The organism is Halopseudomonas sp. L-58 (assembly GCF_056859475.1).
Map to the genome: position 1 here is coordinate 16723 of NZ_JBSXON010000067.1, position 24203 is coordinate 40925.

Genomic DNA, 24203 nt, shown 5'->3' on the forward strand with positions numbered 1-24203 from the left:
AGGAGACCCTGATGAATTGGCGAGGCAGACGGCGAAGCAGCAATATCGAAGACCGCAGAGGCGATAGCATCTCCAGCGCCGGTGCCGGCGGTGCGCTGCTGCTGCGCTTGATTCCCATGCTGATCGGCACCCGCGGCGGCCGCTGGATTCTCGCCATTGGCGCAGTCGCCATCATCGGCGGCAAGATGCTCGGTATCGACCTGCTGCCCCTGCTGCTCGGTGGCGGCCAGCCGGTGACGCAACAGGGCCAGCAACCGCTCTCCCCCGCCGAGCAGGAGCTGACCGAATTCGTCAGCGTGGTGCTGGCCGACACCGAGACCACGTGGCATCAGGTTTTCCAGCGCATCGGCCGGCAGTATCAGGAGCCCAAGCTGGTGCTGTTTTCCAACCGCGTGCAGTCCGCCTGCGGCAGCGCCAGTTCGGCTGTTGGCCCGTTTTACTGCCCGGGCGATCAGCAGGTCTATCTGGATCTGGCGTTCTTCAACGACATGAAACAGCAGCTCGGCGCCCCCGGCGACTTCGCTCAGGCCTACGTCATCGCCCATGAAGTGGGCCACCACGTGCAAACCCTGCTGGGCATCAGCCAGAAGGTGCGTCAGGCAGGCGCCGGCCGCAGCCAGGCCGAGGTAAATGCGCTGTCAGTCCGTCAGGAGCTGCAGGCCGATTGCTTTGCCGGCCTCTGGGGCCACGCCGCCAACCGCGAACGCCAGCTGCTGGACCCGGATGATCTGGATGAAGCCCTGACCGCCGCCAGTGCCATCGGCGATGACCGCCTGCAGCGCCAGGCGGGTCAGGATGTGGTGCCGGACAGCTTCACCCATGGCACCTCGGCGCAGCGGGTGAAATGGTTCAAGCGCGGCTTCGACAGCGGCGACATCACCGCCTGCGACACCTTCGCCGGGCCGATCTGAGCCCGGTTGCGACTGCACCGAGTCGCGCATGGCCGCCCGGCCAGCCAGCCAGCACTCTGCAATCCGACCGGCACAGACGACAACCCTGCGCCTGGCTTCCAATCGATCGGAGTCACACAAAGACACAAGACCCGCCGCCATTCCGGATGTACAATCGCCACCCCGCAGGAGAGAGGGCTCAGCCCCGCCGAAGGCGCAAACTCCCATAAACGCTCAGGCACAGGCACTGTGGACACGATTAACGCCGTCTGGAGAGAGGCTGCATGGCAGCCCACCGAAGGGGCAAGCAGGGCATGACCCTGTAAACTCTCAGGTATCAAGGACAGGGGGAGAGGCTACGCAAACGCAGGAGAACTGTGTGCTGACCTCTGTCTATATCATCGCCATCACCGCCGAAGCCATGTCCGGAGCCCTTGCCGCGGGCAGACGCAACATGGACTTTTTCGGTGTCGCCGTTATCGCCTTTTTAACCGCCCTGGGTGGTGGTACCGTCCGGGACATTCTGCTCGGCAACTTCCCGATCACCTGGACCCAGCATCCCCTTTACATCTACATCACCATCACCGGTGGCCTGGCAACCATAGTGCTGGCGCGCTTCATGCGTCACCTCCACCAGCTTTTTCTGGTGCTCGACGCCATCGGCCTTGTCGCCTTCACCGTCATTGGCTGCAATGTCGCGCTGAGACTCGGCTACGACACAGTAGTGGTGGTTATGGCCGGCATCATCACCGGTATCTTCGGCGGTATTATCCGCGACATCATGTGCAATAGAATGCCCCAGGTGTTGCGTCATGAACTCTACGCCAGCGTCTCGCTGGTCGTCGCTCTGCTCTATCTCGCCCTGCGACATCAGGGTGTCAACGAAAGCGTCAACCTGCTGGCTGCCTTCAGCGTGGGCCTGTTGCTGAGAATGTCAGCGATTCGCTGGAAACTGTCGCTGCCGGTGTTCAGCTACGCCAAATCCCAGTGGGACTGATGAGCGAAATCGCCAGCAAGGGCCTCACTGGCTTCGTTGCCTGTCGGGCCGACCTGATCGTCGTCAGGGCCGTGCTGGTCGAGAACCGAACCAGCGCGACCAGCGGGCGTTAACCCAGAGCGACAGCCCGATCACCGCGGAGCCCGCTGCAAGTCGCAGCAGGTCAGCATCGTGATTCCAGATCAGAAGATTGACCAGCAGCCCCGCCGGCACCAGCGCATTGTTCATGATGCCCAGGGTGCCGGCGTCCACCTGAGCTGCACCCCGGTTCCAGAACAGAAAGCCAAGTCCGGAAGCGACCAGCCCCAGCCAGGCCAGCACCGACCACTGCAGCGCGGTGTGCGGCAGGCGCTCCGGGTTGCCGAGCAGCAGCCAGGCCGGCAGCATGACCATCAGCGCGCCAATAAAGAACAGGCCAAATCCGCGCCACTGCTGGGTTGAGGTCAGCTCATAACGACGCACCAGATGAGCATAGCCTACCTGCCCGGCGGCGAAGGTAAAGTTGGCCAGCTGCAGAATCAGAAAGCCGCGGATAAAGCTGTCGCTGAGCCCGTCGTAGCGCATGATTCCGGCACCAAGCACCGCAATCGCGGCGGCGACCAGAGGCCCCAGACTGAAACGCCGGTTCAGCAGATCATCAATCAGCGCCACGTGCAGTGGCGTAAAAATGGTGAACAGCAGCACCTCGGGCACAGAGATGTACTCGAAGGACTGGTACAGGCAAATATAGGTGACACCGAACTGCAACGCACCAACCACCAGCAGCCCCGGCACCACCGGGCGCGGCAACAATCGAATACGCAGCAGCGGGAGAAACAGCAGCCCGGCCAGCATGGCCCGCGTCAGCACGGCAAAATAGCTGTCGACCTGCCCGGCCAGATACTCGCCGATGAGGCTGAAGGAAACCGCCCATAACAGGGTTACCGCAACAAGATAAGGCATCACCGCTCCACACAGGCCAGATGGGCGGGGAGTATAGCGGTTTCAGGTCAACGGCTGCTGCCTCACGCGCCTGCTCAGCACCCCATGCAGCATCACTGGCAACAGGGTCAGGGTAACCAGGGTGGCACCGAGTATGCCCGCCATGACAATCACACCGACACCACGATAGAGCTCGGTACCGGCGCCAGGCAGAAATACCAGCGGCGCAATCCCGCAGAGGGTGGTCAAGGTTGAAATGGCAATTGGTCGCAGGCGCGCCTCAACCGCCTCACGAACGGCCTCGACCGGCGTCATGCCCTGATGATCAAGATTATCGATGGCGCGATCCACAATCAGGATCGGATTGTTCACGACCGTACCCATCAGAATCAGAAAGCCCAGCATGGTGATCATGTCCAGCGGCTGACTGAAGCCACCCAGCCCCGCTGCTGCCAATGCGGAACCGGCCAGATTCAGCAGCGCCAGCCCGGCCAGCCCGCCAGCCATGCCCAGCGGAATGCTGACCATGATCAATAACGGGTAACCCCAATGGCGGAAGATCGCCACCAGCAGCAGAAAGACAATCAACAACGCCGCCAGGTAGTTGCTGCCCAGCGACTCGCGGGTGGCATCCAGCTGGTCGGCGGCACCCGAGATCGACAGGCTAACCCCCAACGGTACCTGCCCTTGGGCTCGCAGATACTCGACCAGCTCGGTACGCACCTGCTCGACTCCCGCCTCCAGAGGGACAGAACGCGGCGGGATGATATTCAGCGTCAGGGTGCGACGGCCGTCTACCCGGCGCACCACGCTGGTGTCGACCTCCTCTTCGATACGCGCAAGCGAGGACAGAGGCAGCACCTGGCCGCTCGGTGTGTATAAGGTAAGACCGCGCAGGGTCTGCAGGTCGGGCTGCAGAGCCATCGCGTTGTAGAAGTAGATGTCGACCTTGTCGTCGTCCTGAAAGTAATCGCCGACATAACTGCCATTGGTCAGGGCCGACACCGCAAACCCCATTTGCTCGGCGTCCAGTCCCAGCTCGGCGGCGCGCTCCCAGTCCGGATAAATCTGCAGCAGAGGCTGCGCCAGGCTGAGGTTGGAGGGCTGGGTCTGAACCGACGGATCCTCGAAGATTTCACCAGCCCGGTCGTAGGCCAGACGAGCCACTTCGTAGAGACTGGCGAGATCCGGACCGGAAATATCCAGGTTGATGCTGCGCGTACCACCGTTATTGCTGCTGATAATCGAGCCCCGGGTGGCGAACGCGCGCATACCCGGGTACGTACGAAAATGCTCGACCAGTGCACGCATCAGCGCATCAATGTCTGCCGGGTCCGCAGGCACACCAATCATCCACAACCCTTCAGTCGAAACGTTCACCATCAGCATGGCGATTGGGGGCACCGGACTATCAGCGTCCTCAGCCTCGGCGGCCTGGGTAAAGGGCAGAAAGTGCGCCTGAACCTGATCCGCAATCTGTTGCATGCTGGCCAGGTTATAGCCGGGCGGCGCGTTCATCATGGCGAAGGTCTTGGCCTCCTCGCCTTCAGGCAGATACTCGGCTGGCGGCGTCAGCGTCAGCACAATCAGCAGGCTGCCCCCCATAACTACCGCGGCGCAAAGCAAGCGGCGCCGGGCGCTGGCCAGCAGCCAGCCCACCAGATCAGCACAGCGGCGGGCCAGCCGGCCCTGTTCGCTGGCGGGCTCCAACTCGCCGCCGCGCAGCCTCGCACAGGCTGCAGGCACGGCAGTTATTGCAACCAGCATGGAAACCAGAATCGCCGAGGTAATGGCGATGGCAATGTCCGAATACAGCTGCCCTGCCTCTTCACGGATAAACATCACCGGCAGAAACACCATGACCGTCGTCAGTGTCGAGGCCAGAATCGCGGGCCAGACCCTGCTTACCCCGGCTACCGCAGCACGCAGCCGATCCAGACCGCGCCGGCGCTCCAGTTCAATGCTCTCCAGCACCACAATACTGTTGTCCAGCGTCATGCCAATGGCGAAGGCGACTCCGGCCAGGGAAATCACGTTGATCGTACGCCCGGTCAGCATCAGGCCAAGAAAGGCGGCAATGGTGCAGATCGGAATCCCCATGACGCCAATCAGCGTTACCCGCCAGGAATGCAGAAACAGATACATGATCACCGACGCCAGCAAAGCGCCAAGGATCAGGTTTTTCCAGACATTGACCACCGAGTCACGGACATAGACCACGTCATCGGAATTCAGCCTGATCTGCATACCCTGCGGGTTAAGCAACTCCTGATTGACCAGCGCCATCTCGGCGAGCATGGCCTGCTTGATGGCAATCACATTGGAGCCGCTTTCTCGCCTGACAGCCAGACTGACAACGGGGGCGCCATTGACGTAGCTGCGCTGAACAATACGCGCGTGATCAAGCGTGACATCGGCCAGATCCTGCAGACGAATCAGGCTGTCTCCCCGTCGCTCAACCACCAGTTGGCGAATATCGTCCAGGCTCTCGAAACGGCCGACGGTACGCAGCAAAAACCGTCGCTTGCCGCTATCAATCTCGCCACCGGAAACATCCCGGTTTCGCGACCGCAGCGCGTCACGCACCGCGGCAGGCGTCAGACCGTGCAACGCCAGCCGTTCGGGGTACAGGCGAACCTGTACCTGACGGGCCGCACCACCACGCACATCCACCTGAGCGACACCGTTGACCGCCGATAGTCTCGGACGCACGTTGTCTTCGATGTAATCGCGCACCATATCCATATCCAGGTTACGCGGATTACCCTCCAGCGGTGATACCGCCAGGTACATGAAAGCATTGGCAGAGAAGGACGTCGCGTTGACCGACGGCTGATCCACATTCTCGGGGTAACCCGACACCTGCGTGAGGGCATTGTTGACGCGTATCAGCGTCTCGTTCAGATCAACGCCAAAGGGAAAGTCCAGTTCGATCTCGGCCCAGCCGGTCCCGGCAACCGACGTTATTCGCTCGAGATTGGGCAGGTTACGCAAAAACTCTTCCTGCTCGACCAGAATTTCCTTCTCGATATCCTGCGGCGTCGCACCGGGCCACCGGGTTTCAACAGTCACCGTGCGGGTTTCCAGGTCCGGAATCATCTGCACGGGAATCCGCAGCGCCGCCATAGTACCCAGCACGCAGAGAATCAGCAGCGCGACGGTCACCAGAATGCCGTGGCGAGTAATGGCCTGGAACATGTCAGTCGGCCTCGTGGTTGAGCAGGTTGAGCAACTGCCCTTCGCGCAGGCTCTCGTTACCTTCAACGACTACCAGCTCTCCGGCCTCCAGGCCCTCTCGCACCTCGACCACCCCGTCAAATGCCAGTCCGGACCGGACCTGCTGCTCCCGGGCCCGCCACTGGCCTGCTTCGTTGACGGCCCGCCAAACAGCCACGCGGCCGTCAACCTGCCTAAGCAGCGCATCGCGGGAGACTACGACGCCCTGTTGCTGCTGATCCAGCAACAGCTCGCCCTGCACCGACATCCCGGGAATCAGGCCAGCAATATCGTCGGGCAGAGCAATACGCAGCAAAAAGGTGCGCGCCTGCTGACTGCTTAACGGGATGCGCGCGGTTACCGGCAACACAAAATCTTCTCCGGGGTGACCCTCGAACTGCAACTCGACCCGACTGCCTGGCTCGGCACGGGCATAGAAGCGCTGCGGCACCTGAAGGTCGGCGCGAAGCTGCTGCAGGGTGATCAACTCCAGCACCCCGGTCCCGGGCTCGACCCACTCGCCCAGCTCAGTCAGGCGTCGACTGATCACGCCACTGAAGGGAGCCTCCAGCCGGTGCCGGCGCGCCAGCGCCTCTCGCCGTTGCAGGCCGGCACGCGCCCCCGCCAACGCCGCATCGGCCTGCGCAACGGCGGCTTCCAGGCCGCGCACCTCGCTGGCGGCAATACTGCGGCGCTCTGCCAGCGTACTGGCCTCGCTGAGCCGCCGCTGCGCGTCATCAAGCGTGCTGCCCAGACGCGCAACCTCGGCCCGGTCGCGATCCAGATCCCGCTGTACAAGCTCGTCATCCAGCGTCATCAACAGCGCGCCCTTCTCAATCCGCTGGCCCTCCTCCACCGGCAGCCCGGAAACCCGTCCCTCCACTTCCGCAGACAACGTAGCGACCCGCGCCGTGGAGACACTGCCGCTGACCGGCACCACCTCCACCAGCGGCTGCAGCGTAGTGGTCGCAACCCGCACCGGCACAGCGGTCTCGGCACGCGCCAGAGACATCAGCAGCAGCAGGCAAACAGCAAGGACAGAGCGCAGCACAGGAGGAGCCTCCGACAACTTCAAAGTGAATCAGCATGCCAGAAATGAAAAAACACACCTACAACAAAGCAGGTGAGGATGTTTCACGATATGGCGGAGGACAAACCGGCCAAAAATAACATTGCACACAATCTACATTGTGTTAGCATGCAAAACTTAATTGTATGCAATCTATATTTTCATTACCGGAGACTCCTTATGTCCATTGAACAGGTTATCTATCGCGCTTCTGCAGAAGCTACCGGTGGCCGTGACGGTCGTGCCATTTCCTCCGACGGTGTACTGGATATCGAATTGACTACGCCAAGGGAGTTGGGCGGCGCAGGTGGTCAGGGCACCAACCCGGAGCAGCTGTTTGCTGCAGGCTATTCGGCCTGTTTCATTGGTGCGATGAAGTTTGTCGCAGGCCGCGACAAGCTGCCCATGCCGGCTGATGCGTCGGTTGAGGGGGTGGTCGGTATCGGTCAGATTCCGCAGGGCTTCGGCATTGAAGTCGAACTGCGCATCAGCCTGCCGGGCATGCCTGCAGAGCAAGCCGAGCAGCTGATCGAGCGCGCCCATCAGGTCTGCCCCTACTCCAACGCCACCCGCGGCAATATTGATGTGACCCTGAGCCGGGTCGAGTAACGCACAAACAACAACGGCGCCCACGGGCGCCGTTGTTGTGTCAGCAGCTCAGCTTAGAGCGGCTTGCCGCGATTCCCGTGCGCGGCAACAAAGGCCTGCACGTCAGCCAGACTATTCGGCAACACGGTGCAACGCTCTTCGCGCTCGAACAGATCGCTCAGATGCGCCGGCAGGTGCAATGCTTCGCCAACGCCAGCCTGACGGACCGCATCCGGGAACTTGACCGGGTGCGCAGTCCCAAGGGTGATCATCGGCGTCGACAGCGAGCGACGACATTCGCGGGCTGCACGCACGCCGATGGCGGTGTGCGGGTCCAGCACTTCGCCGCACTGCGCGAATACCTCGGCGATGGTTGCACAAGTGCCTTCGTCGTCAACCGCCAGCGAATCAAACAGCTTGCGCGCCTCGGTCCAGCGATCATCTTCAACAGACAGTTTGCCACTGACCTTGAAGTCATCCATCAGCTTGGCTACCAGCGCACCGTTACGACCGTGCAGATCGAACAGCAGGCGCTCGAAGTTGGACGACACCATGATGTCCATCGACGGCGACAGCGACGGGTGCAGGGTGTCCTTGTCGTAGTGATTGCCGCTCATGAAGCGGTGCAGGATGTCGTTGCGATTGGTAGCAACGATCAACTGGCTGATCGGCAGGCCCATATTGCGCGCCAGGTAACCGGCGAAGATGTCGCCGAAGTTGCCGGTCGGCACCGAGAACGCCATCGAGCGCGCCGGCCCACCGAGCTGCAGGGCAGCGTGAAAGTAGTAGACGATCTGCGCCATGATGCGCGCCCAGTTGATCGAGTTGACCGCGACCAGACGGGTGCCCTTGAGGAAACCCTGGTCGGCGAAACTGGCCTTGACCATCTCCTGACAGTCGTCGAAGTTGCCTTCGATGGCGATGTTGTGGATGTTGTCGCCAAGGATGCTGGTCATCTGGCGACGCTGCACCTCGGACACCCGGTTGTGCGGGTGCATGATGAAGATGTCGACGTTCTCGCAGGCTTTGCATCCCTCAATAGCCGCCGAACCGGTATCACCAGAGGTGGCGCCCATGATCACCACGCGCTCGCCACGCTTGACCAGGAAATAGTCGAGCAAACGGCCCAGCAGCTGCAGGGCAAAGTCCTTGAACGCCAGGGTCGGGCCGTGGAACAGCTCCATCACCCACTCGTTGCTGTCCAGCTGACGCAGCGGGGCAACTGCCTTGTGCTCAAAGACGCCGTAGGTGTCCTGCAGAATCTGTTTGAAATCGGCGTCCGGAATGCTGCCAGTGACGAACGGGCGCATCACGTTGAACGCCAGCTCGTGGTACGGCAGACCGGCCCAGGATGCGATCTGCTCCTGGGTGAAACGCGGCAGGTTCTCGGGCACATACAGACCGCCGTCAGAGGCCAGACCGGCCAGCAGCACGTCTTCGAAATTCAGGGCCGGAGCCTGGCCACGGGTACTGATATAACGCATATCGGCAAACCTTCGGTTTGAGCTGCAAGCCGCAAGCAACAAGCCGCAAGCACCACCTGGGTTGCTTGCCGCTTGCCGCTTGTCGCTTGCCGCTGGATTAGTCCAGTTGTTCCACGCGGATCCGCATCAGCGGGCCGGCGATATCCTCGAGCGACTCCAGCGCGGCAATCGCATCGTTCATGTTCTGCTCGCGTACGCGGTGAGTCAGCAGAATCATCGGCACCAGGCCGTCCTGCTCTTCCACGTCCTTCTGCATGATCGATTCGATGTTGATGCCACGCTCGGACAGGATGGTCGCGACCTTGGCCAGCACGCCCGGGCGGTCCTGCGCGTGCAGGCGCAGGTAGTAGGCGGTTTCGACCTCGTCAACCGGCAGGACCGGCAGATCCGACAGCGCATCAGCCTGGAACGCCAGGTGCGGCACGCGGTTGGTCGGGTCGGTGGTCAGGGTGCGGACCACGTCGATGATGTCGGCAACAACGGCGGAAGCAGTCGGCTCGGCGCCGGCGCCGGCGCCGTAGTACAGCGTCGAACCAACAGCATCACCGTGAACCATGACAGCGTTCATCACGCCATTGACGTTGGCGATCAGGCGATCAGCCGGGATCAGGGTCGGGTGCACGCGCAACTCGACGCCGTTTTCGGTGCGGCGCGCCACGCCCAGATGCTTGATACGGTAGCCCAGCGCTTCGGCGTAATTCACGTCGGCAGTGGTCAGCTTGGTGATCCCTTCGGTGTAGGCCTTGTCGAACTGCAACGGGATACCAAAGGCGATGGAGGCCAGAATGGTCAGCTTGTGCGCGGCATCAATACCCTCGACGTCGAAGGTCGGATCAGCCTCGGCATAACCCAGCGCCTGCGCTTCAGCCAGAACGTCCTCGAAGGTACGCCCCTTGTCGCGCATTTCAGTCAGGATGAAGTTGCCAGTGCCGTTGATGATACCGGCAACCCAGTCAATGCGGTTGGCGGCCAGACCTTCACGCAGCGCCTTGATAATCGGAATACCGCCGGCAACCGAGGCCTCGAACGCAACCATCACGCCCTTGGCGCTGGCAGCAGCGAAGATCTCGTTGCCGTGCACGGCAATCAGCGCCTTGTTGGCAGTCACCACGTGTTTGCCGTTCTCGATCGCCTTGAGTACCACATCCTTGGCCAGGGTGTAGCCGCCGATCAGTTCGACGATGATGTCGATCTCGGGATTGTTGACCAGCTCGAAAACGTCGTCGGTCACCGGGGTCATGCCCAGGTTGCAGGCCGGGTTGGGGTGCCGGGTTGCAATCTGGGCGACCTCAATGCCGCGCCCAGCACGCCGGGCAATTTCCGTCGCGTTGCGCTGCAGAACATTGAAGGTGCCACCGCCGACGGTGCCCAATCCACAAATACCTACTTTGACCGGTTTCAAACTTTGGTCCCTACCTGGTTGTTAGTCGATTACATGAAAACGCGCCGACGATCTGCCCGTCGGCACGGCTGTTACTGATTCTCCAGCGCGATAGCGGCCAGCTGCGCCGCCGGCTGATAACCCGGGATCAACACCCCGTTGGCCATGAAAATGGCCGGTGTACCCTGCACACCCACCTGCTGACCCAGCTCGAACTGGCGCTCAACAGGATTCTCACAGCTGGCTGGCGCGACCTCGTCACCCTGCTTGGCAGCCGTCAGCGCCGCCTTGCGGTCGTCCGCACACCAGACCGACTGCATGACACTGGCAGCACGGGACTGCATTCCGCCGCGCGGGAAGGCAGCATAGCGCACCTCGATACCCAGATCATTGAGCTGCTGCACCTCGTTGTGCAGCTTGCGGCAGTAACCGCAATCCACATCGGTAAATACCGTGATATGGGTCTTGGGCTGCTCGGGCGCAAACACGATCAGCTCCTGCTGCGGCAGCCCGTTGATGACCGCGCCGATGTTACGCGCTTCGGCGATGGAGGTAAGGTTACGTGGCTTGCCGTCGTTGACCTCGATCAGCGAGCCCTGGACAAAGTACTTGCCGTCCGCCGAGGCGTACAGCACTCGACCGCTTTCCAGCTCAACACTGTACAGACCGGCCACGGGAGACTCGCTCACCGCCTTGACCGGCACATTGAAATTCATTGTCTTCAGAGCGTCCCGAATAGCCTGATCCGGATTCGCCATGACCTGTGTCGCCGCCAGGGCCAGTATGGCGGCCAGGCCGATTTTCAGTCGCATAGTCCACTCCTTTTGAAGACCGCAAAGCTTACCACGAATAAAGGAAGCGCTGACCAATTCCACGCGCCCTGCGGGATGTTCGGCGCAACCCGGATGCTGTCACCCTCGGGGATGATGCTGGGCATGCAGATCATGCAGGCGCTGCCGGGCAATATGGGTATAGATCTGGGTTGTCGACAGATCACTGTGCCCCAGCAGCATCTGCACCACCCGCAGGTCCGCCCCGTGATTGAGCAGATGGGTAGCAAAGGCGTGGCGCAGGGTGTGCGGAGACAGTTCGCTGCGAATGCCGGCCGTCAGAGCATGCAGCTTGACTCTGTGCCAGAATGTCTGACGCGTCATCATCTGCCCCAGCCTGCTGGGAAACAGTACATCACTCGGCTTGCCTGCCAATAGTGCCGCACGGGCCGTATCAAGATATTGCTCCAGCCAGCGCATCGCCTCTTCCCCCAAAGGGACCAGACGTTCCTTGCTGCCCTTGCCAGTCACCCGCACCACACCCTGACGCAGGTTCAACTGATCGAGCCGCAAGCCGACCAGCTCACTGACCCGCAATCCGGTGGCATACAGCACTTCCAGCATGCAACGGTCCCGCAACCCCAGGCTGTCTTCGCTGTCCGGAGCGGACAGCAGGCGCTCAACGTCGGCCTCACTGAGCGACTTGGGCAGCGGCCTGCCGATCTTTGGCATGGCAACATCCCGGGTCGGGTCGTCAGTGATCAACTGCTGGCGCAGCAAGTAGCGGTAGAAACTTCGTACACAGGACAGCAGCCGGGCACTGGAACGCACCTGATAGCCGGCGCCAAGCCGCCAGCCCAGGTGCGCCATCAGATCGGCGCGCGACAGCTGCAGCAGCCGGCTGCGACGCTGCCCCAGCCAACCGGCCAGCGTACGCAGATCGGTGCGATAGGCGCTGCAGGTATGCTTCGACAACCCCTTTTCCAGCCACAGACTGTCAAGGAATTGATCGATCAGCTGCTGATCCGCGTCACTGACCGGCATCGGCGCAACATCAGGCATGGATTTGACTCGACTGGACGGGCGATTCGTCGATTAAAAACACTCAGGCACAAAAAAGCAGCCCTCAGGCTGCTTTTTTGTTGGTCAGTTGTCCGATCAGGACAGCTTTTCCTTGATGCGAGCTGCCTTGCCAGACAGAGCACGCAGGTAGTACAGCTTGGCCTTGCGAACGTCACCGCGACGCTTGACAGAGATGCTGTCGATCAGCGGAGAGTAGGTCTGGAACGTACGCTCAACGCCAACACCGCTGGAGATCTTGCGAACGGTGAAAGCCGAGTTCAGACCACGGTTACGCTTGCCGATAACCACGCCTTCGAAGGCCTGCAGACGGGAGCGATCGCCTTCCTTAACCTTGACCTGGACGATTACGGTATCACCCGGTGCGAACGCGGGGATTTCCTTGGACATCTGTTCAGCTTCAAGCTGGGCAATAATATTGGACATCTTGCTTCTCCTGCACAGGCCGTCGGACCTGTATCAATGGTTATCGGTTGCCTGCTCGCGGATATATTCCGCCAACAGCTGTTGCTGTTCTTTGCTCAACTCCAGCTCTTCGAGCAACTCTGGCCGACGTTGCCAGGTTCGACCCAAAGACTGTTTGAGGCGCCAGCGCCGGATCAGTTCATGGTTACCGCTGAGCAGCACCTCCGGAACGCGCTGCCCATCAAACTCTTCCGGCCGGGTGTAATGTGGGCAATCGAGCCATCCCGCCGAAAAGGAATCTTCTACCGCGGAATCCGCATGCCCCAATACACCGGGAATCAAGCGGGTCACCGCGTCCAGGAGCACCATGGCTCCCAGTTCGCCACCGGACAACACGTAGTCGCCAATGGAGATTTCCTCATCTACGCAGCGATCAATGATGCGCTCGTCGATGCCCTCGTAGCGCCCGCATAACAGCACAAGGCTGTCCAGCTGCGCCAGCTGTTCGACGCGTTTCTGCGTCAGAGGCTGCCCCTGCGGAGACAGGTAAATCACCCGCGGGGTGGAGGGAGCCTGCTGGCGGATGGCGTCAATCGCCTCCAGCAGCGGCTCAACCTTCATCAACATGCCGGGACCACCGCCGAAGGGGCGATCATCCACCGTGCGATGACGGTCATGTGCGTGTTCACGCGGGTTGCTGAAAGCGACTTCCAACTGGCCCCGCTTGACCGCCCTGCCGGTAACACCGGACTCGGTCAGCGCCGTGAACATCTCGGGAAACAGGGTAACTACACCGGCCCACACCGGTCAGAACTCCGCATCCCAGTCAACCTGCATGACTTGCGTCTCCAGATCGACCTTGATTACAAACTGGCCCGGCAAATAAGGCAACAGACGTTCACGCTGATCAACACTGCCTGCGCAGGGCTTGACCACCATGACATCGTTGGAGCCGGTCTCAAGCAGGTGATCCACCTTGCCGAGCAACTGCCCTTCCTGGTTTACAACCTGAAGGCCTTCCAGCTGATGCCAGTAAAAATCGCCATCTTCAAGCTCGGGCAATGCGTCGGACGCAATGCTGATCTCGAAATCGACCAGTTCCTCGGCCTTGTTGCGGTCGTCGATCCCCTTGAGGTTGACCACCAGCACGCGTCCCTGGACGCGACCACCGAGAACGGACACCGTGCGCTGCTCGGAACCCCTGTTAAGGGACCACTCGGCATAATCGAGCACGTTGTCCAGCGGGTCGGTATGGGAATAGACCTTTACCGCCCCACGCACCCCATGAACCGAAACGATCTTGCCGAGTACAACCCGATGGGCCCCGGCCGGCTCAGGAGTATTGGCCATATCAGGCAGCAGCCTGACCAGCTTCCTTCAGCAGAGCTGCAACGCGATCAGACGGCTGCGCACCCTGGCTCAGCCAGTATTGAACGCGCTCATCGTTCACGGACAGACGCACTTCACCGCCGGTGGCTACCGGGTTGAAGAAGCCTACCCGCTCAACAAAACGGCCATCGCGAGCATTGCGGCTGTTGGTGACGGTCAGATGATAGAAGGGGCGCTTCTTGGATCCACCACGAGCAAGACGAATGGTTACCATGTCGACATTGTTTCCTGTGTTTGAGTATCGCTACTTAATCGTTTGCGGGCGTGCAGCTGAAAACGCATACACCTATAGCCCGAAAGGTCGCGTATTCTACGGAATATCCCGACCAATGAAAACTCTTTTTTCCGCAGCCACCGGCACCGCCGGTCAGCTGCCTGCCCCAACGCCGGAAAACGGCGATCAGGGCAGCCCTCAGAACCGTGGCATCCCGCCACCCGGGGGCAGCATGCCACCGCCACCACCCATGCCACCCATACCGCGCATCAGCTTGGCCATACCGCCCTTGCCGGTGACCTTCTTCATCATCTTCTGCATCTGCTTGTGTTGCTTGAGCAGGCGCCCGATGTCCTGAATCTGGGTACCCGAGCCCGCCGCGATACGGCGCTTGCGCGAGCCGCTGATGAGGTCCGGATTACGGCGCTCGGCCGGCGTCATCGAATTGATGATCGCCTCCATGCGCTTGAACTGCTTGGCCGCCTCGGTCTGCGCGGTTTCCATCTGCGCAGCACTGATCTTGCCGCCCATCATCGGCAGCTTTTCCATCATCGAGCCGAGCCCGCCCATGGCGTTCATCTGCTGCAGCTGATCACGGAAGTCCTCAAGATCAAAGCCCTTGCCCTTCTTCAGCTTCTTGGCCAGTTTCTCGGCCTTGTCCTTGTCGATCTTCTGCTCGGCCTGCTCGATCAGGCTGAGCACGTCACCCATACCGAGGATGCGCGAGGCGACCCGGTCGGGGTGGAAGACTTCCAGGGCGTCGATCTTCTCGCCCATACCGAGAAACTTGATCGGCTTGCCGGTGATATGACGCACCGACAGCGCCGCACCGCCACGGGCATCACCGTCGACCTTGGTCAGGATGACACCGGTCAGCGGCAGCGCCTCGTTGAAGGCCTGAGCGGTGTTGGCCGCATCCTGACCGGTCATGGCGTCGACCACAAACAGGGTTTCCGCCGGCTTGGCTGCCGCGTGCACCTGCCTGATCTCGGCCATCATCTCGTCGTCGACGTGCAGACGGCCAGCGGTATCGACGATCAGCACGTCCATGAAGCGGTTCTTCGCCTCACGCATCGCCGCCTCGACGATGGCGACCGGCTGCTGATCAGCGGAGGACGGGAAGAACTCGACCTGTACGTCGGCTGCCAGCGTTTCCAGCTGTTTGATCGCCGCCGGACGGTAGACGTCGGCGCTGACCACCATGACCTTCTTCTTTTCGCGCTCACGCAGCGTCTTGGCCAGCTTGGCCACGCTGGTGGTCTTACCCGCGCCCTGCAGACCGGCCATCAGGATCACCGCTGGCGGGCTGACCGCCAGGTTCAGCCCTTCGGACTGCCCCATGACCGCTTCCAGCTCGGACTTGACGATCTTGACGAAGACCTGCCCCGGCGACAGGCTGCGCGACACTTCGGTGCCGACCGCGCGCTCACGCACCTGGTCAACGAAGGTCTTGACTACCGGCAGCGCGACATCAGCCTCCAGCAGCGCCATGCGCACTTCGCGCAGGGTGTCCTTGATGTTGTCTTCAGTCAGCTTGGCCTGACCTGTCACACCGCGCAGACTGTGCGACAGGCGCTCGGTAAGATTCTCGAACATGTGCTTTCTCCCAGGGCGGGCCCGTTTTCAGCCCGGCCGCCATTTCAGCGGCGCAGTATACCCCGCACACCCGGCACAGGATAGGGAAGCACCGGCAGACGCTTTCACCCGGACGCGGCTTATGCCACACTGCGGCTTTGTTGATAATCGCTCGCAAGGACGTATGACAGCCCTCGCCCCCAGTCTGCTGGCCGCCGGTTTCTATATCAGCGGCATCCTGTATCAGATGCACTGCCTCGGCAAACGTCTGGCCGTCAACGCCAGCCTGTTGCGCGCCATCGGGCTGGTTGCCCTGCTGGCCCACGCCGTCAGTCTGTATATTCAGCTCACCACACCGCAGGGCTTTGCCCTGGGCCTGTTCAATATCGGCTCGCTGATTTCCTGGCTGGTAGTTGCGGTCACGCTGGTGTCGAGTTTCCGCGCGCCAGTCACCAGTCTGCTGCTGGGGCTTTATCCGCTGGCACTGATCACCGCCCTGCTGGCGGGCTTCTTCCCCGAACAGGGCACGACACTGGCAACCGACCAGGACGGCTTGCTGGTGCATATTCTGCTGTCGGTGCTGGCCTACGGCATTTTTACCATTGCCGCCTTCCAGGCCACCCTGCTGGCTGTTCAGGACTATCAGCTCAAGCACAAGCACCCTACCCGTTTCATTCGCACCTTCCCGCCGCTGCAGACCATGGAACAGCTGCTGTTCCAGTTTCTGCTGTGCGGTGAAGTGCTGCTGACGCTGGCGCTGATCTCAGGTTTTGTCTTCCTGGAGAACATGTTCGCCCAGCATGTGGCCCACAAGACTCTGCTGTCCTGCCTGGCCTGGGTGGTGTTCGGCATTCTGCTGTGGGGCCGGCACTTCCGCGGCTGGCGCGGCAGCAATGCGATCCGCTGGACACTGGCGGGCTTCCTGTTGCTGATGCTGGCCTATTTCGGCAGCAAGCTGGTACGCGAACTGCTGCTGGCCGCCTGACCCATACTACGACCTGCCTGAGGCTAGCCCTTGAACGAATCCCATACTGGCCTGCTGCTGATTCTGCTGGTGGTGCTGATCGTGCTGTCAGCGTTCTTCTCCAGCTCCGAAACCAGCATGATGAGCCTCAATCGCTACCGGCTGAAGCACCTGAGCAAGGAAGGCCACCGGGCGGCGCGCCGCGCCTCCCGTCTGCTGGAGCGCCCCGACCGACTGCTCGGCACCATTCTGGTCGGTAACAATATCGTCAACATCCTCGCCGCCTCCATCGCCACCGTGATCGCGGTGGACGTCTGGGGCGAAGCCGGTATCGCGATTGCCACCATGATCCTGACCGTGGTCGTGCTGATCTTCGGCGAGATCACACCCAAGACCCTGGCAGCCCTGCGCCCGGAGCTGATTGCCTTCCCGGCCAGCGTGATCCTGTCCGGCCTGCAGCGCCTGCTCTATCCGGTGGTGTGGGTGTGCAGCGCCATCAGCAACCTGCTTTTGCGCATGCTCGGGGTCAACCCGCACAGCAAGGATGGCGATCAGCTGACCACCGAGGAGCTGCGCACGGTGGTGCGTGAAGCCGGGCTCGGCATTACCCGCAGCCGCCAGAACATGCTGCTGGGCATCCTTGATCTGGAGAAGATGACGGTCAACGACATCATGATCCCGCGCAACGAGGCTGTCGGTATTGATCTGGACAGCGACATGGCCGCGATCAATCACCAGCTGCGCAGCTGTCACTACACCCGGCTGCCGGTCTACCAGGGCGATATCAACAACGTCACCGGCATCGTCCACATGCGCTCGATCGCGCGCCTGCTGAGCCGCGGCGAACTGACCAAGGAAGCCCTGATCGGCGCCTGCAAGGAGCCCTACTTCATCCCGGAAAGCACACCGCTGCACACCCAGCTGTTCAACTTTCAGAAACAGAAGCGCCGGATTGCCATCGTCGTCGACGAGTACGGCGACGTCATCGGCCTGGTGACGCTGGAAGACATCCTGGAAGAAATTGTCGGCGACTTCACCACCGAGATGCTCAGCCTGAGCCAGGACATCCATCCGCAGGCCGATGGTACCTATGTGATCGATGGCAGCGCGTCGATTCGCGACATCAACCGTCACCTGCACTGGAAGCTGCCTGCCGACGGCCCCAAGACCCTCAACGGCGTGATCACCGAGCAGCTGGAAACCATTCCGGAAACCTCGGTCTGCCTGACCACCGGCCACTACCGGATGGAGATTCTGCAGACCAAGGACAACATGGTGAAAAGCGTTCGGATATGGGATCGGGCCTTGAACCAGGTCGACCCGCGCCCCTCAGACGAAGCGGATCAGACCACCGACGGCGCCAGCTGACGGACGATACCCGCCGCCCACTGCCGATACCCGGCCGCCGAAGGGTGATAGCCGTCGCGGGCCAGATAAACCGGCTCGAATGGCAGATCCAGTGACAGGTAGTGGGCGCCCGAGTCCCGGGCGACAGCCTGAAGATCGGCGTCCATCAGCCCGGCGCGTAGCCCGAACCAGCCGCGCAGCGGTTGCGGCAACGCCCGGAAATGCCCCAGCGGCGGCACGCCGGTCAGCATCACCCGCCCCGAACAGACTTGCAGCTGCTCGATCAGGCCCCGCAGATTACGCCGCCAGCGCGGCCGTGGAGTGAGGTGGGTGGTATCGTTGACGCCCAGCACGATCAGCGCCAGGTCCCACTGCTGCCCGGTAACCGCAGGCAGCAGGTCTTGCAGACAGTCTCCGGCCACCGCGCCGTTGCGACCGGCCGCCTGCCACTGCACCGGGCGCCCAAGCTGTTCAGCCAACTGACTGGCCAACTGCCCGACAAGGGCCTGCTGCTGACACTCGACCCCGACGCCGGCAACGGTGGACTCGCCAACCAGCAACAACCGCAGCGGCCTTTCCCGAGCACCATCCGGCGCCGCCACCAGCCCCTGCCAGGGCTGCTGCGCGTCCGGCAGGCGCAGCGCCGTGCGCTTGACCCACATTGCCTGAGGCAGCAACAGCGGCAAGGCCGGTGCCGCCAGATACCACCACCGGCTCAGAGCGTGACCTCAACCGCCGATGCCGCGCGCACCGCCTTGGCAACAGCCGCCTCAATGGACTCATCACGCGCCAGCGCGACCCCCATACGACGCTGCCCATCAACCTCGGGCTTGCCGAACAGCCGCAGCTGGGTGTCCGGTTCCTTGAGTGCCGCGCCCAGATTGCCGAAGCTGACATTGGCTGATTGCCCCTGCACCAGCACGACGGCGGATGCCGATGGACCGACTTGACGGATTACCGGAATCGGCAGTCCCAGAATGGCCCGCGCATGCAATGCAAACTCGGACAGGTCCTGCGAAATCAGGGTTACCAGCCCGGTGTCGTGCGGGCGCGGAGAGACTTCGCTGAACCACACCTGATCGCCCTTGACGAACAGCTCCACACCAAACACACCACGGCCACCAAGCGCCTCGGTGATGGTTGAGGCAACCCGTTTGGCCTCAGCCAGCGCCCCTTCGCTCATCACCTGCGGCTGCCAGGACTCGCGGTAATCGCCGGCCTCCTGACGGTGGCCGATAGGTTCGCAGAAGGAGGTGCCGTCAATGTGCCGCACGGTCAGCAAGGTAATTTCATAATCAAAGTCGACAAACCCCTCGACGATCACCCGGCCCTGACCGGCACGACCGCCGGACTGGGCATACTCCCAGGCCTTGTCGATATCGGCCTGCTCGCGCACCAGACTCTGCCCCTTGCCCGATGAACTCATCACCGGCTTGACTACGCAGGGCATGCCAATGGCAGCGACCGCGGCACGGTATTCATCCAGCGTGTCCGCGAACCGGTAGGCAGAGGTCGGCAGGCCCAGCGTTTCCGCAGCCAGACGGCGGATGCCCTCGCGATCCATGGTCAGGCGCGCTGCCTCGGCGGTCGGCACGACGTTGTAGCCTTCCGCTTCCAGCTCGACCAGCGTCGCGGTCGCAATGGCTTCAATTTCCGGCACGATGTAATCGGGCTGCTCGGCTTCGATAACCTCGCGCAGCGCCTGACCGTCCAGCATGCTGATCACATGGCTGCGGTGCGCGACCTGCATCGCCGGGGCGTGCTCATAGCGGTCTACCGCGATAACCTCACAGCCCAGCCGCTGCAGCTCAATGGCCACTTCCTTGCCCAGTTCGCCCGAGCCCAGCAGCAATACCCGCGTCGCGCTTTCTGCGTAGGGGGTCCCGATTACCGTCATGCCTGTCTACCTTGGATAGTTGATTGAGTCGCCGTGCCGATCCACAGCCCCTGCCCGCGCGCACGCTCCTCGCAGCGCGCCAGCACCTCAAGACGCTGCTCGTCGGTCATCCGGCCCCAGCGGGCTATTTCCATGCCGGTGCGCTGACACCCGGTGCAGATGTCGTTATCGTCCAGCGCACAAATGCTGACACAAGGCGAGCGAACGGGGGCAGAGCGGGTCATCAGTCTTCCTGTATCTTGAGTTCGTCACGGAAGCGTTTGGCGTTCTGCACGTAATGGGCGGCGCTCAGTTCCAGCATCTTCTTCTGCTGATCGCTCAGCGTCTTGACCACCTTGCCGGGGGAGCCCATGACCAGTGAACCGTCCGGGATCTCCTTGCCTTCAGGAATCAGGCTGTTGGCGCCGATGATGCAATGTTTACCGATCTTCGCGCCATTGAGCACCACCGCGTTGATGCCGATCAGGCTGTAATCACCGACCGTGCACCCGTGCAGCATCGCATTATGGCCGACTGTGATGCCTTTGCCGAGGGTCAGCGGCACGCCACTATCGGCATGCATTACCGCGCCGTCCTGCACATTGCTGTGTTCGCCGACGGTAATCTGCTCGACATCACCGCGAATCACCGCGCCAAACCAGACGTTGGCGCCAGCCTCCAGCTTGACCTTGCCGATGACCGCTGCGGTGTCGGCAATCCAGGCGTCAGCCGCCATTTCTACCCGATCCCTGCCCAGGCTGTACTTCATGCTTCGTGCTCCTAATTCTTGTTGTGCCCGTCGTAGGGCGTATGCAAGGTGATACCCGCGTCAAAGCCGGTATTCATCAATTCAACCAGCATCAGCGCCGTCAGCCCCCAGATCTTGAAGCCGTTGAAACGGTAGCTGGGGACGTACCAGCTACGCCCTTCATAGTCGATACGGTGGGTCATTTCGCGCGGATCAGACATAAAGAACTCGACCGGCACGCGAAACACCTCTTCAATCTCACTGGCGTTGGGAATGATCTCGAACTGGTCGGGCACGACGCCCACATAGGGCGTGACCTTGATACCAAAACGCGAGACCAGCGAATCCATGGGGCCGACCACATCCACCAGCTCCGGCAGCAGGCCGATTTCCTCATGCGCCTCGCGCAAAGCGGTATAGCACAGGTCCACATCGCCCGGGTCACGCCGTCCGCCGGGGAAGGCAACTTCGCCTGAATGGGTCGACAGGCGCTGCGAACGCAGGGTCAGAATAATTTCCGGCTGCGGTTGCGAGGTGATTGCAATCAGCACACCAGCCTCGGGCAGTCCGGGCGCTGTTATCTGTCGAGGGGTGTGCTGCATCACCCGCATGCGCATTTCGTCTAGCATGCATACATCCTCGTTTATTTCGTCAATGATGGCATGATCACCAGGGCAGAACCAGCCGCACCATGGCGTAAATACCATGCGATAGGTAGCTGATCGACAAGCTGATTTCTCCACCTGAGCTCTTGCCCGCAGGCCGCACGATCAGCAAGATAGAGCCCAATTACCCAGCAGCCAGCCGGAAGCCAGTCATGAAGTTCTGTAGCGAGTGCGGTCAAGGCGTCACCGCACGCGTCCCCGACGGGGACACCCGTTCACGGTTCGTCTGCGACCATTGCCAGACCATCCATTATCAGAACCCGCGCATCGTCGCTGGCTGTCTCGCGGTGCACGGCCAGCAGGTACTACTCTGTCGCCGGGCCATCGAGCCGCGTCGCGGTTTCTGGACCCTGCCCGCAGGCTTCATGGAAAACGGCGAAACCACCGAAGAGGCAGCCCTGCGCGAAACCTGGGAAGAGGCCCGCGCCAGACTTCAGCAACAAGAGTTGTATATGCTGTTCAACCTGCCGCATATCAATCAGGTCTACATGTTCTTCCGCGGCGAGCTGGCCGATCTGGAGTTCAGCGCCGGCGAAGAAAGCCTGGAAGTGCGCCTGTTCCACGAGCACGAGATTCCCTGGGACAAACTGGCCTTTCCGACCGTGGGCAAGACCCTCAAGCAGTACTTCCTTGACCGCCAGGAGCAGGCCTTTCCGGTACGCATCCGCGACATCCTCTACCGCCCGGGACAGCACCGCCGATGAAGCTGAGCACCCTGTTCCTCGGCTGCATTCTGCTGGCTGCCTCCTGCGCCTGGGCCGGCCAGCCACCGATCGACCGGATACTGATCAGGAAGGCCGAGCGCAGCCTGCAGATCATCAGCGACGGCCGCGTGCTGCATGAATACCGCATCTCCCTTGGCCGCCAGCCGGTGGGCCCCAAGCGCCAGCAGGGCGACCAGCGCACGCCGGAGGGCATCTATACGATCGACTGGCGCCATGAGAGCCCGCAATACAATCTCAGCCTGCATCTGGACTACCCCAACCTCAAGGACCGCATGGCAGCCTTTGAGGCCGGTATAGACGACCCCGGCAGCATGATCATGATTCATGGCACGCCAATCGACGAGGAATACCCGGAGTGGTTCTTCAAGGGCCTGGACTGGACCAACGGCTGCATCGCCCTTGGCAACGCTGAAATGCGCGAACTATGGGAGCTGGTGCCCGACGGTACGCTGGTCGAGATCGTGCCCTGAACAGCAACTAGCGCCGCTGCATCAGATGGGCCTCCAGGCGCCAGACGTCAAACGCCGGCTCCTCGTAGGGATGAGCATGGCGCAGCGCCTCGATGACCGCCTCGATACAATCACCGGCGCACAGGGTTTCCACGCGGTACTCTGATACCTGCTCAACGACGCCGGTCTGGCCGAGATAGGGCTCACTTCCCGACAGCGGCCTGAACTGGCCCTGCCCCAGCACCTGCCAGCTGCAGCTGTCATAATTGCCAAGCCGGCCGGCACCCGCGGCAAAGACTGCCTGCTTGACCTGCTCGACATGGCTGGCAGGCACAAAGAAACATAACTTGTACATGCTATTGTCCTCTAGCACCCGGCCATCAAATGACGGCACATTAGAATCACAAAAAGTCCGCAACAAGGATCACGACGCCATGACAATCGACAGCAACCGCCTGCTGCTTGAGCTGGAAAAGCAGCGCCGCGAAGTCAACCGCAATATCATCAACCCGGCTATTCCGCAGCTCAGTCTGGATGCGCTGACCCCCATGCTCAACATGGTCGCCCAGGCCCGCAAGGCCTATCTGTGCGGTCTGCTTGATATCGCAGGCAAAGCCGGCGGACGCGCGCCGTCCGATGAGCAGGTCGAGACGCTGCGCAAACTCCGAATGACCTACGAAGAGCTGGTCAGCGCCGCCAACGCACTGGAAACGGCCATCCAGCGCGACTATCTGGACGTCATTCCGAGCCGGCGCTGAGCGACGCCAGCACCTGCAGGCACAGCTGTTCCTGCTCGGCGACCAGCTCGGCCAGCCGCTCGCCCGACAGCTGCACCAGCAACCCGTAGCGCCGGGCGCCCCAGACCATCAGATGCAGCGCCTCAAGGCGTGACACCGAAGGCTTGACCGGCAGGTCCGGGCAGGCCTCCAGCACCCGCTGCCAGATACTCATCAGCTCGGTATAGGCACGCTGCTGGTGCTTCTGCTCGGCAATCACCGGCTCCAGCTCCAGCATCTGCGGATGAAACCAGGCCGCCTCACCAGCCACGCCGCCAAGCAATCGCACCAGCCGACCGACACGCTCCTGCCACACCAGCCCGACGGGCTCGATGGCCTGCTGTTCAATTGCCTGCAACAGGCGCTCGATGCAGTGGCGCACATACCCCGAGTGCAGCGCCTGCTTGCTGGGAAAGTAATCGTACAGGGTGCCCACCGCGACCCCGGCCTCCAGCGCCACCGCGCGGGTCGTCACGCGCTCCCAGCCATCGCGCTGCCAAATCCGAACATAGGTATCGAAAATCGCCTGCACCGTCATCTTGGCGCGCCCCTGGGTCGGGCGCTTGAGCGGCTTGTTGCGAGACTGAGCGGGGCTGTTCTTGCTGGTCATGGAATCCGAACCCGGTAAACACGCTGACAGGCTACAGTCATCCTACTGTCGAATCACCCCTTTT

27 protein-coding genes and 1 riboswitch are annotated in these 24203 nt (G+C 61.7%); of the genes, 8 read left to right on the plus strand and 19 right to left on the minus strand.

Annotated elements, in window-relative coordinates:
- Positions 1 to 11: 11 nt before the first annotated feature.
- On the plus strand, positions 12 to 911 hold the full coding sequence (gene ypfJ, locus AC13EY_RS11755) for a KPN_02809 family neutral zinc metallopeptidase (protein WP_228245086.1): 900 nt from the start codon (positions 12 to 14) through the stop codon (positions 909 to 911).
- Between the two features lie 238 nt (positions 912 to 1149).
- Positions 1150 to 1247: riboswitch (glycine riboswitch) on the plus strand.
- 22 nt (positions 1248 to 1269) lie between these two features.
- Positions 1270 to 1887: a trimeric intracellular cation channel family protein gene (locus tag AC13EY_RS11760; protein ID WP_096003102.1), complete on the plus strand. Its 618-nt coding sequence runs from the start codon at positions 1270 to 1272 to the stop codon at positions 1885 to 1887.
- A 63-nt stretch (positions 1888 to 1950) separates the two neighbouring features.
- Here the strand turns inward: AC13EY_RS11760 and AC13EY_RS11765 are convergent, their stop codons facing one another.
- The 3 genes from AC13EY_RS11765 to AC13EY_RS11775 are packed head-to-tail and all read right to left on the minus strand — an operon-like array spanning position 1951 to position 7075.
- Complete coding sequence (locus AC13EY_RS11765) at positions 1951 to 2829, minus strand: carboxylate/amino acid/amine transporter (RefSeq protein WP_228245085.1); 879 nt, start codon at positions 2827 to 2829, stop codon at positions 1951 to 1953.
- A gap of 42 nt (positions 2830 to 2871) precedes the next feature.
- Complete coding sequence (locus AC13EY_RS11770; RefSeq protein ID WP_228245084.1) at positions 2872 to 6006, minus strand: efflux RND transporter permease subunit; 3135 nt, start codon at positions 6004 to 6006, stop codon at positions 2872 to 2874.
- Between the two features lies 1 nt (position 6007).
- Positions 6008 to 7075: an efflux RND transporter periplasmic adaptor subunit gene (locus tag AC13EY_RS11775; protein WP_228245083.1), complete on the minus strand. Its 1068-nt coding sequence runs from the start codon at positions 7073 to 7075 to the stop codon at positions 6008 to 6010.
- A gap of 198 nt (positions 7076 to 7273) precedes the next feature.
- On the opposite strand from AC13EY_RS11775, the gene AC13EY_RS11780 reads away from it, so the two are divergent.
- On the plus strand, positions 7274 to 7702 hold the full coding sequence (locus AC13EY_RS11780; protein ID WP_228245082.1) for an organic hydroperoxide resistance protein: 429 nt from the start codon (positions 7274 to 7276) through the stop codon (positions 7700 to 7702).
- A 53-nt stretch (positions 7703 to 7755) separates the two neighbouring features.
- On the opposite strand, the gene thrC is transcribed toward AC13EY_RS11780, so the two are convergent.
- From thrC to ffh, 9 genes are all read right to left on the minus strand, one after another.
- Positions 7756 to 9165, minus strand: a complete 1410-nt coding sequence (thrC, locus tag AC13EY_RS11785; RefSeq protein WP_228245081.1) for a threonine synthase — start codon at positions 9163 to 9165, stop codon at positions 7756 to 7758.
- 97 nt (positions 9166 to 9262) lie between these two features.
- On the minus strand, positions 9263 to 10567 hold the full coding sequence (locus AC13EY_RS11790) for a homoserine dehydrogenase (RefSeq protein WP_228245080.1): 1305 nt from the start codon (positions 10565 to 10567) through the stop codon (positions 9263 to 9265).
- A 71-nt stretch (positions 10568 to 10638) separates the two neighbouring features.
- Positions 10639 to 11358 (minus strand): bifunctional protein-disulfide isomerase/oxidoreductase DsbC, encoded by a 720-nt coding sequence (gene dsbC, locus AC13EY_RS11795; protein ID WP_228245079.1) that lies wholly within the window; start codon positions 11356 to 11358, stop codon positions 10639 to 10641.
- A gap of 99 nt (positions 11359 to 11457) precedes the next feature.
- Positions 11458 to 12378: a site-specific tyrosine recombinase XerD gene (gene xerD, locus AC13EY_RS11800; RefSeq protein ID WP_228245078.1), complete on the minus strand. Its 921-nt coding sequence runs from the start codon at positions 12376 to 12378 to the stop codon at positions 11458 to 11460.
- 96 nt (positions 12379 to 12474) lie between these two features.
- A complete protein-coding gene (gene rplS / locus AC13EY_RS11805) occupies positions 12475 to 12822 on the minus strand; it encodes a 50S ribosomal protein L19 (RefSeq protein WP_088273285.1) in 348 nt (115 codons plus the stop codon).
- A gap of 33 nt (positions 12823 to 12855) precedes the next feature.
- Positions 12856 to 13605: a tRNA (guanosine(37)-N1)-methyltransferase TrmD gene (trmD, locus tag AC13EY_RS11810; protein ID WP_088273284.1), complete on the minus strand. Its 750-nt coding sequence runs from the start codon at positions 13603 to 13605 to the stop codon at positions 12856 to 12858.
- A 3-nt stretch (positions 13606 to 13608) separates the two neighbouring features.
- Complete coding sequence (rimM, locus tag AC13EY_RS11815) at positions 13609 to 14151, minus strand: ribosome maturation factor RimM (protein ID WP_228245077.1); 543 nt, start codon at positions 14149 to 14151, stop codon at positions 13609 to 13611.
- A gap of 1 nt (position 14152) precedes the next feature.
- Positions 14153 to 14404, minus strand: coding sequence for a 30S ribosomal protein S16 (gene rpsP / locus AC13EY_RS11820; protein ID WP_088273282.1), 252 nt, complete (start codon positions 14402 to 14404; stop codon positions 14153 to 14155).
- Positions 14405 to 14602: 198 nt separating this feature from the next.
- Positions 14603 to 16000 (minus strand): signal recognition particle protein, encoded by a 1398-nt coding sequence (gene ffh, locus AC13EY_RS11825; RefSeq protein WP_088273281.1) that lies wholly within the window; start codon positions 15998 to 16000, stop codon positions 14603 to 14605.
- Positions 16001 to 16163: 163 nt separating this feature from the next.
- On the opposite strand from ffh, the gene AC13EY_RS11830 reads away from it, so the two are divergent.
- Both AC13EY_RS11830 and AC13EY_RS11835 read left to right on the plus strand, forming a co-directional pair.
- The gene (locus AC13EY_RS11830) at positions 16164 to 16964 is read left to right on the plus strand and encodes a cytochrome C assembly family protein (RefSeq protein WP_373314997.1); all 801 of its coding nucleotides are present in this window, start codon (positions 16164 to 16166) and stop codon (positions 16962 to 16964) included.
- 30 nt (positions 16965 to 16994) lie between these two features.
- Positions 16995 to 18311 carry an HlyC/CorC family transporter gene (locus tag AC13EY_RS11835; protein WP_228245076.1) on the plus strand — a complete coding sequence of 439 codons (1317 nt, stop codon included), beginning with the start codon at positions 16995 to 16997 and terminating at the stop codon, positions 18309 to 18311.
- Here AC13EY_RS11835 and AC13EY_RS11840 read toward each other — a convergent pair.
- The 5 genes from AC13EY_RS11840 to AC13EY_RS11860 are packed head-to-tail and all read right to left on the minus strand — an operon-like array spanning position 18287 to position 21543.
- A complete protein-coding gene (locus tag AC13EY_RS11840) occupies positions 18287 to 18976 on the minus strand; it encodes an SGNH/GDSL hydrolase family protein (RefSeq protein WP_373314998.1) in 690 nt (229 codons plus the stop codon). The two genes, AC13EY_RS11835 and AC13EY_RS11840, sit on opposite strands and share 25 nt — an antisense overlap.
- A gap of 29 nt (positions 18977 to 19005) precedes the next feature.
- Positions 19006 to 20187, minus strand: coding sequence for a formate-dependent phosphoribosylglycinamide formyltransferase (purT, locus tag AC13EY_RS11845; RefSeq protein WP_228245075.1), 1182 nt, complete (start codon positions 20185 to 20187; stop codon positions 19006 to 19008).
- The gene (locus AC13EY_RS11850; protein WP_228245074.1) at positions 20184 to 20411 is read right to left on the minus strand and encodes a DUF1289 domain-containing protein; all 228 of its coding nucleotides are present in this window, start codon (positions 20409 to 20411) and stop codon (positions 20184 to 20186) included. Before AC13EY_RS11850 ends, purT begins: the two co-directional genes overlap by 4 nt.
- A complete protein-coding gene (locus AC13EY_RS11855; RefSeq protein ID WP_228245073.1) occupies positions 20411 to 20935 on the minus strand; it encodes a gamma carbonic anhydrase family protein in 525 nt (174 codons plus the stop codon). The genes AC13EY_RS11850 and AC13EY_RS11855 overlap by 1 nt, the downstream gene beginning before the upstream one ends.
- A gap of 11 nt (positions 20936 to 20946) precedes the next feature.
- Positions 20947 to 21543, minus strand: coding sequence for an NUDIX hydrolase (locus AC13EY_RS11860; RefSeq protein ID WP_228245072.1), 597 nt, complete (start codon positions 21541 to 21543; stop codon positions 20947 to 20949).
- Between the two features lie 188 nt (positions 21544 to 21731).
- Here AC13EY_RS11860 and AC13EY_RS11865 point away from each other — a divergent pair, with 188 nt between their 5' ends.
- Positions 21732 to 22283 (plus strand): NUDIX hydrolase, encoded by a 552-nt coding sequence (locus tag AC13EY_RS11865; protein WP_228245071.1) that lies wholly within the window; start codon positions 21732 to 21734, stop codon positions 22281 to 22283.
- The gene (locus AC13EY_RS11870; RefSeq protein ID WP_308444259.1) at positions 22280 to 22774 is read left to right on the plus strand and encodes a L,D-transpeptidase family protein; all 495 of its coding nucleotides are present in this window, start codon (positions 22280 to 22282) and stop codon (positions 22772 to 22774) included. The genes AC13EY_RS11865 and AC13EY_RS11870 overlap by 4 nt, the downstream gene beginning before the upstream one ends.
- Before the next feature lie 7 nt (positions 22775 to 22781).
- Here the strand turns inward: AC13EY_RS11870 and AC13EY_RS11875 are convergent, their stop codons facing one another.
- Positions 22782 to 23108, minus strand: a complete 327-nt coding sequence (locus AC13EY_RS11875) for a YqfO family protein (protein WP_228245070.1) — start codon at positions 23106 to 23108, stop codon at positions 22782 to 22784.
- Positions 23109 to 23187: 79 nt separating this feature from the next.
- Here AC13EY_RS11875 and AC13EY_RS11880 point away from each other — a divergent pair, with 79 nt between their 5' ends.
- Entirely contained in the window at positions 23188 to 23511 is a 324-nt protein-coding gene (locus tag AC13EY_RS11880) for a hypothetical protein (RefSeq protein WP_228245069.1), read from the plus strand.
- Here AC13EY_RS11880 and AC13EY_RS11885 read toward each other — a convergent pair.
- Positions 23492 to 24139 (minus strand): TetR/AcrR family transcriptional regulator, encoded by a 648-nt coding sequence (locus AC13EY_RS11885; RefSeq protein WP_228245068.1) that lies wholly within the window; start codon positions 24137 to 24139, stop codon positions 23492 to 23494. The genes AC13EY_RS11880 and AC13EY_RS11885 overlap by 20 nt on opposite strands.
- Positions 24140 to 24203: the final 64 nt, after the last annotated feature.

Excerpts from the sequence above, each read along its gene's own strand:
- ypfJ (WP_228245086.1), top strand. The coding sequence starts at position 12 with ATGAATTGGCGAGGCAGACGGCGAAGCAGCAATATCGAAGACCGCAGA.
- AC13EY_RS11765 (WP_228245085.1), bottom strand. The coding sequence starts at position 2,829 with ATGCCTTATCTTGTTGCGGTAACCCTGTTATGGGCGGTTTCCTTCAGC.
- AC13EY_RS11770 (WP_228245084.1), bottom strand. The coding sequence starts at position 6,006 with ATGTTCCAGGCCATTACTCGCCACGGCATTCTGGTGACCGTCGCGCTG.
- AC13EY_RS11780 (WP_228245082.1), top strand. The coding sequence starts at position 7,274 with ATGTCCATTGAACAGGTTATCTATCGCGCTTCTGCAGAAGCTACCGGT.
- thrC (WP_228245081.1), bottom strand. The coding sequence starts at position 9,165 with ATGCGTTATATCAGTACCCGTGGCCAGGCTCCGGCCCTGAATTTCGAA.
- dsbC (WP_228245079.1), bottom strand. The coding sequence starts at position 11,358 with ATGCGACTGAAAATCGGCCTGGCCGCCATACTGGCCCTGGCGGCGACA.
- xerD (WP_228245078.1), bottom strand. The coding sequence starts at position 12,378 with ATGCCTGATGTTGCGCCGATGCCGGTCAGTGACGCGGATCAGCAGCTG.
- rplS (WP_088273285.1), bottom strand. The coding sequence starts at position 12,822 with ATGTCCAATATTATTGCCCAGCTTGAAGCTGAACAGATGTCCAAGGAA.
- rimM (WP_228245077.1), bottom strand. The coding sequence starts at position 14,151 with ATGGCCAATACTCCTGAGCCGGCCGGGGCCCATCGGGTTGTACTCGGC.
- rpsP (WP_088273282.1), bottom strand. The coding sequence starts at position 14,404 with ATGGTAACCATTCGTCTTGCTCGTGGTGGATCCAAGAAGCGCCCCTTC.
- ffh (WP_088273281.1), bottom strand. The coding sequence starts at position 16,000 with ATGTTCGAGAATCTTACCGAGCGCCTGTCGCACAGTCTGCGCGGTGTG.
- AC13EY_RS11830 (WP_373314997.1), top strand. The coding sequence starts at position 16,164 with ATGACAGCCCTCGCCCCCAGTCTGCTGGCCGCCGGTTTCTATATCAGC.
- purT (WP_228245075.1), bottom strand. The coding sequence starts at position 20,187 with ATGACGGTAATCGGGACCCCCTACGCAGAAAGCGCGACGCGGGTATTG.
- AC13EY_RS11850 (WP_228245074.1), bottom strand. The coding sequence starts at position 20,411 with ATGACCCGCTCTGCCCCCGTTCGCTCGCCTTGTGTCAGCATTTGTGCG.
- AC13EY_RS11855 (WP_228245073.1), bottom strand. The coding sequence starts at position 20,935 with ATGAAGTACAGCCTGGGCAGGGATCGGGTAGAAATGGCGGCTGACGCC.
- AC13EY_RS11860 (WP_228245072.1), bottom strand. The coding sequence starts at position 21,543 with ATGCTAGACGAAATGCGCATGCGGGTGATGCAGCACACCCCTCGACAG.
- AC13EY_RS11865 (WP_228245071.1), top strand. The coding sequence starts at position 21,732 with ATGAAGTTCTGTAGCGAGTGCGGTCAAGGCGTCACCGCACGCGTCCCC.
- AC13EY_RS11870 (WP_308444259.1), top strand. The coding sequence starts at position 22,280 with ATGAAGCTGAGCACCCTGTTCCTCGGCTGCATTCTGCTGGCTGCCTCC.
- AC13EY_RS11875 (WP_228245070.1), bottom strand. The coding sequence starts at position 23,108 with ATGTACAAGTTATGTTTCTTTGTGCCTGCCAGCCATGTCGAGCAGGTC.
- AC13EY_RS11880 (WP_228245069.1), top strand. The coding sequence starts at position 23,188 with ATGACAATCGACAGCAACCGCCTGCTGCTTGAGCTGGAAAAGCAGCGC.
- AC13EY_RS11885 (WP_228245068.1), bottom strand. The coding sequence starts at position 24,139 with ATGACCAGCAAGAACAGCCCCGCTCAGTCTCGCAACAAGCCGCTCAAG.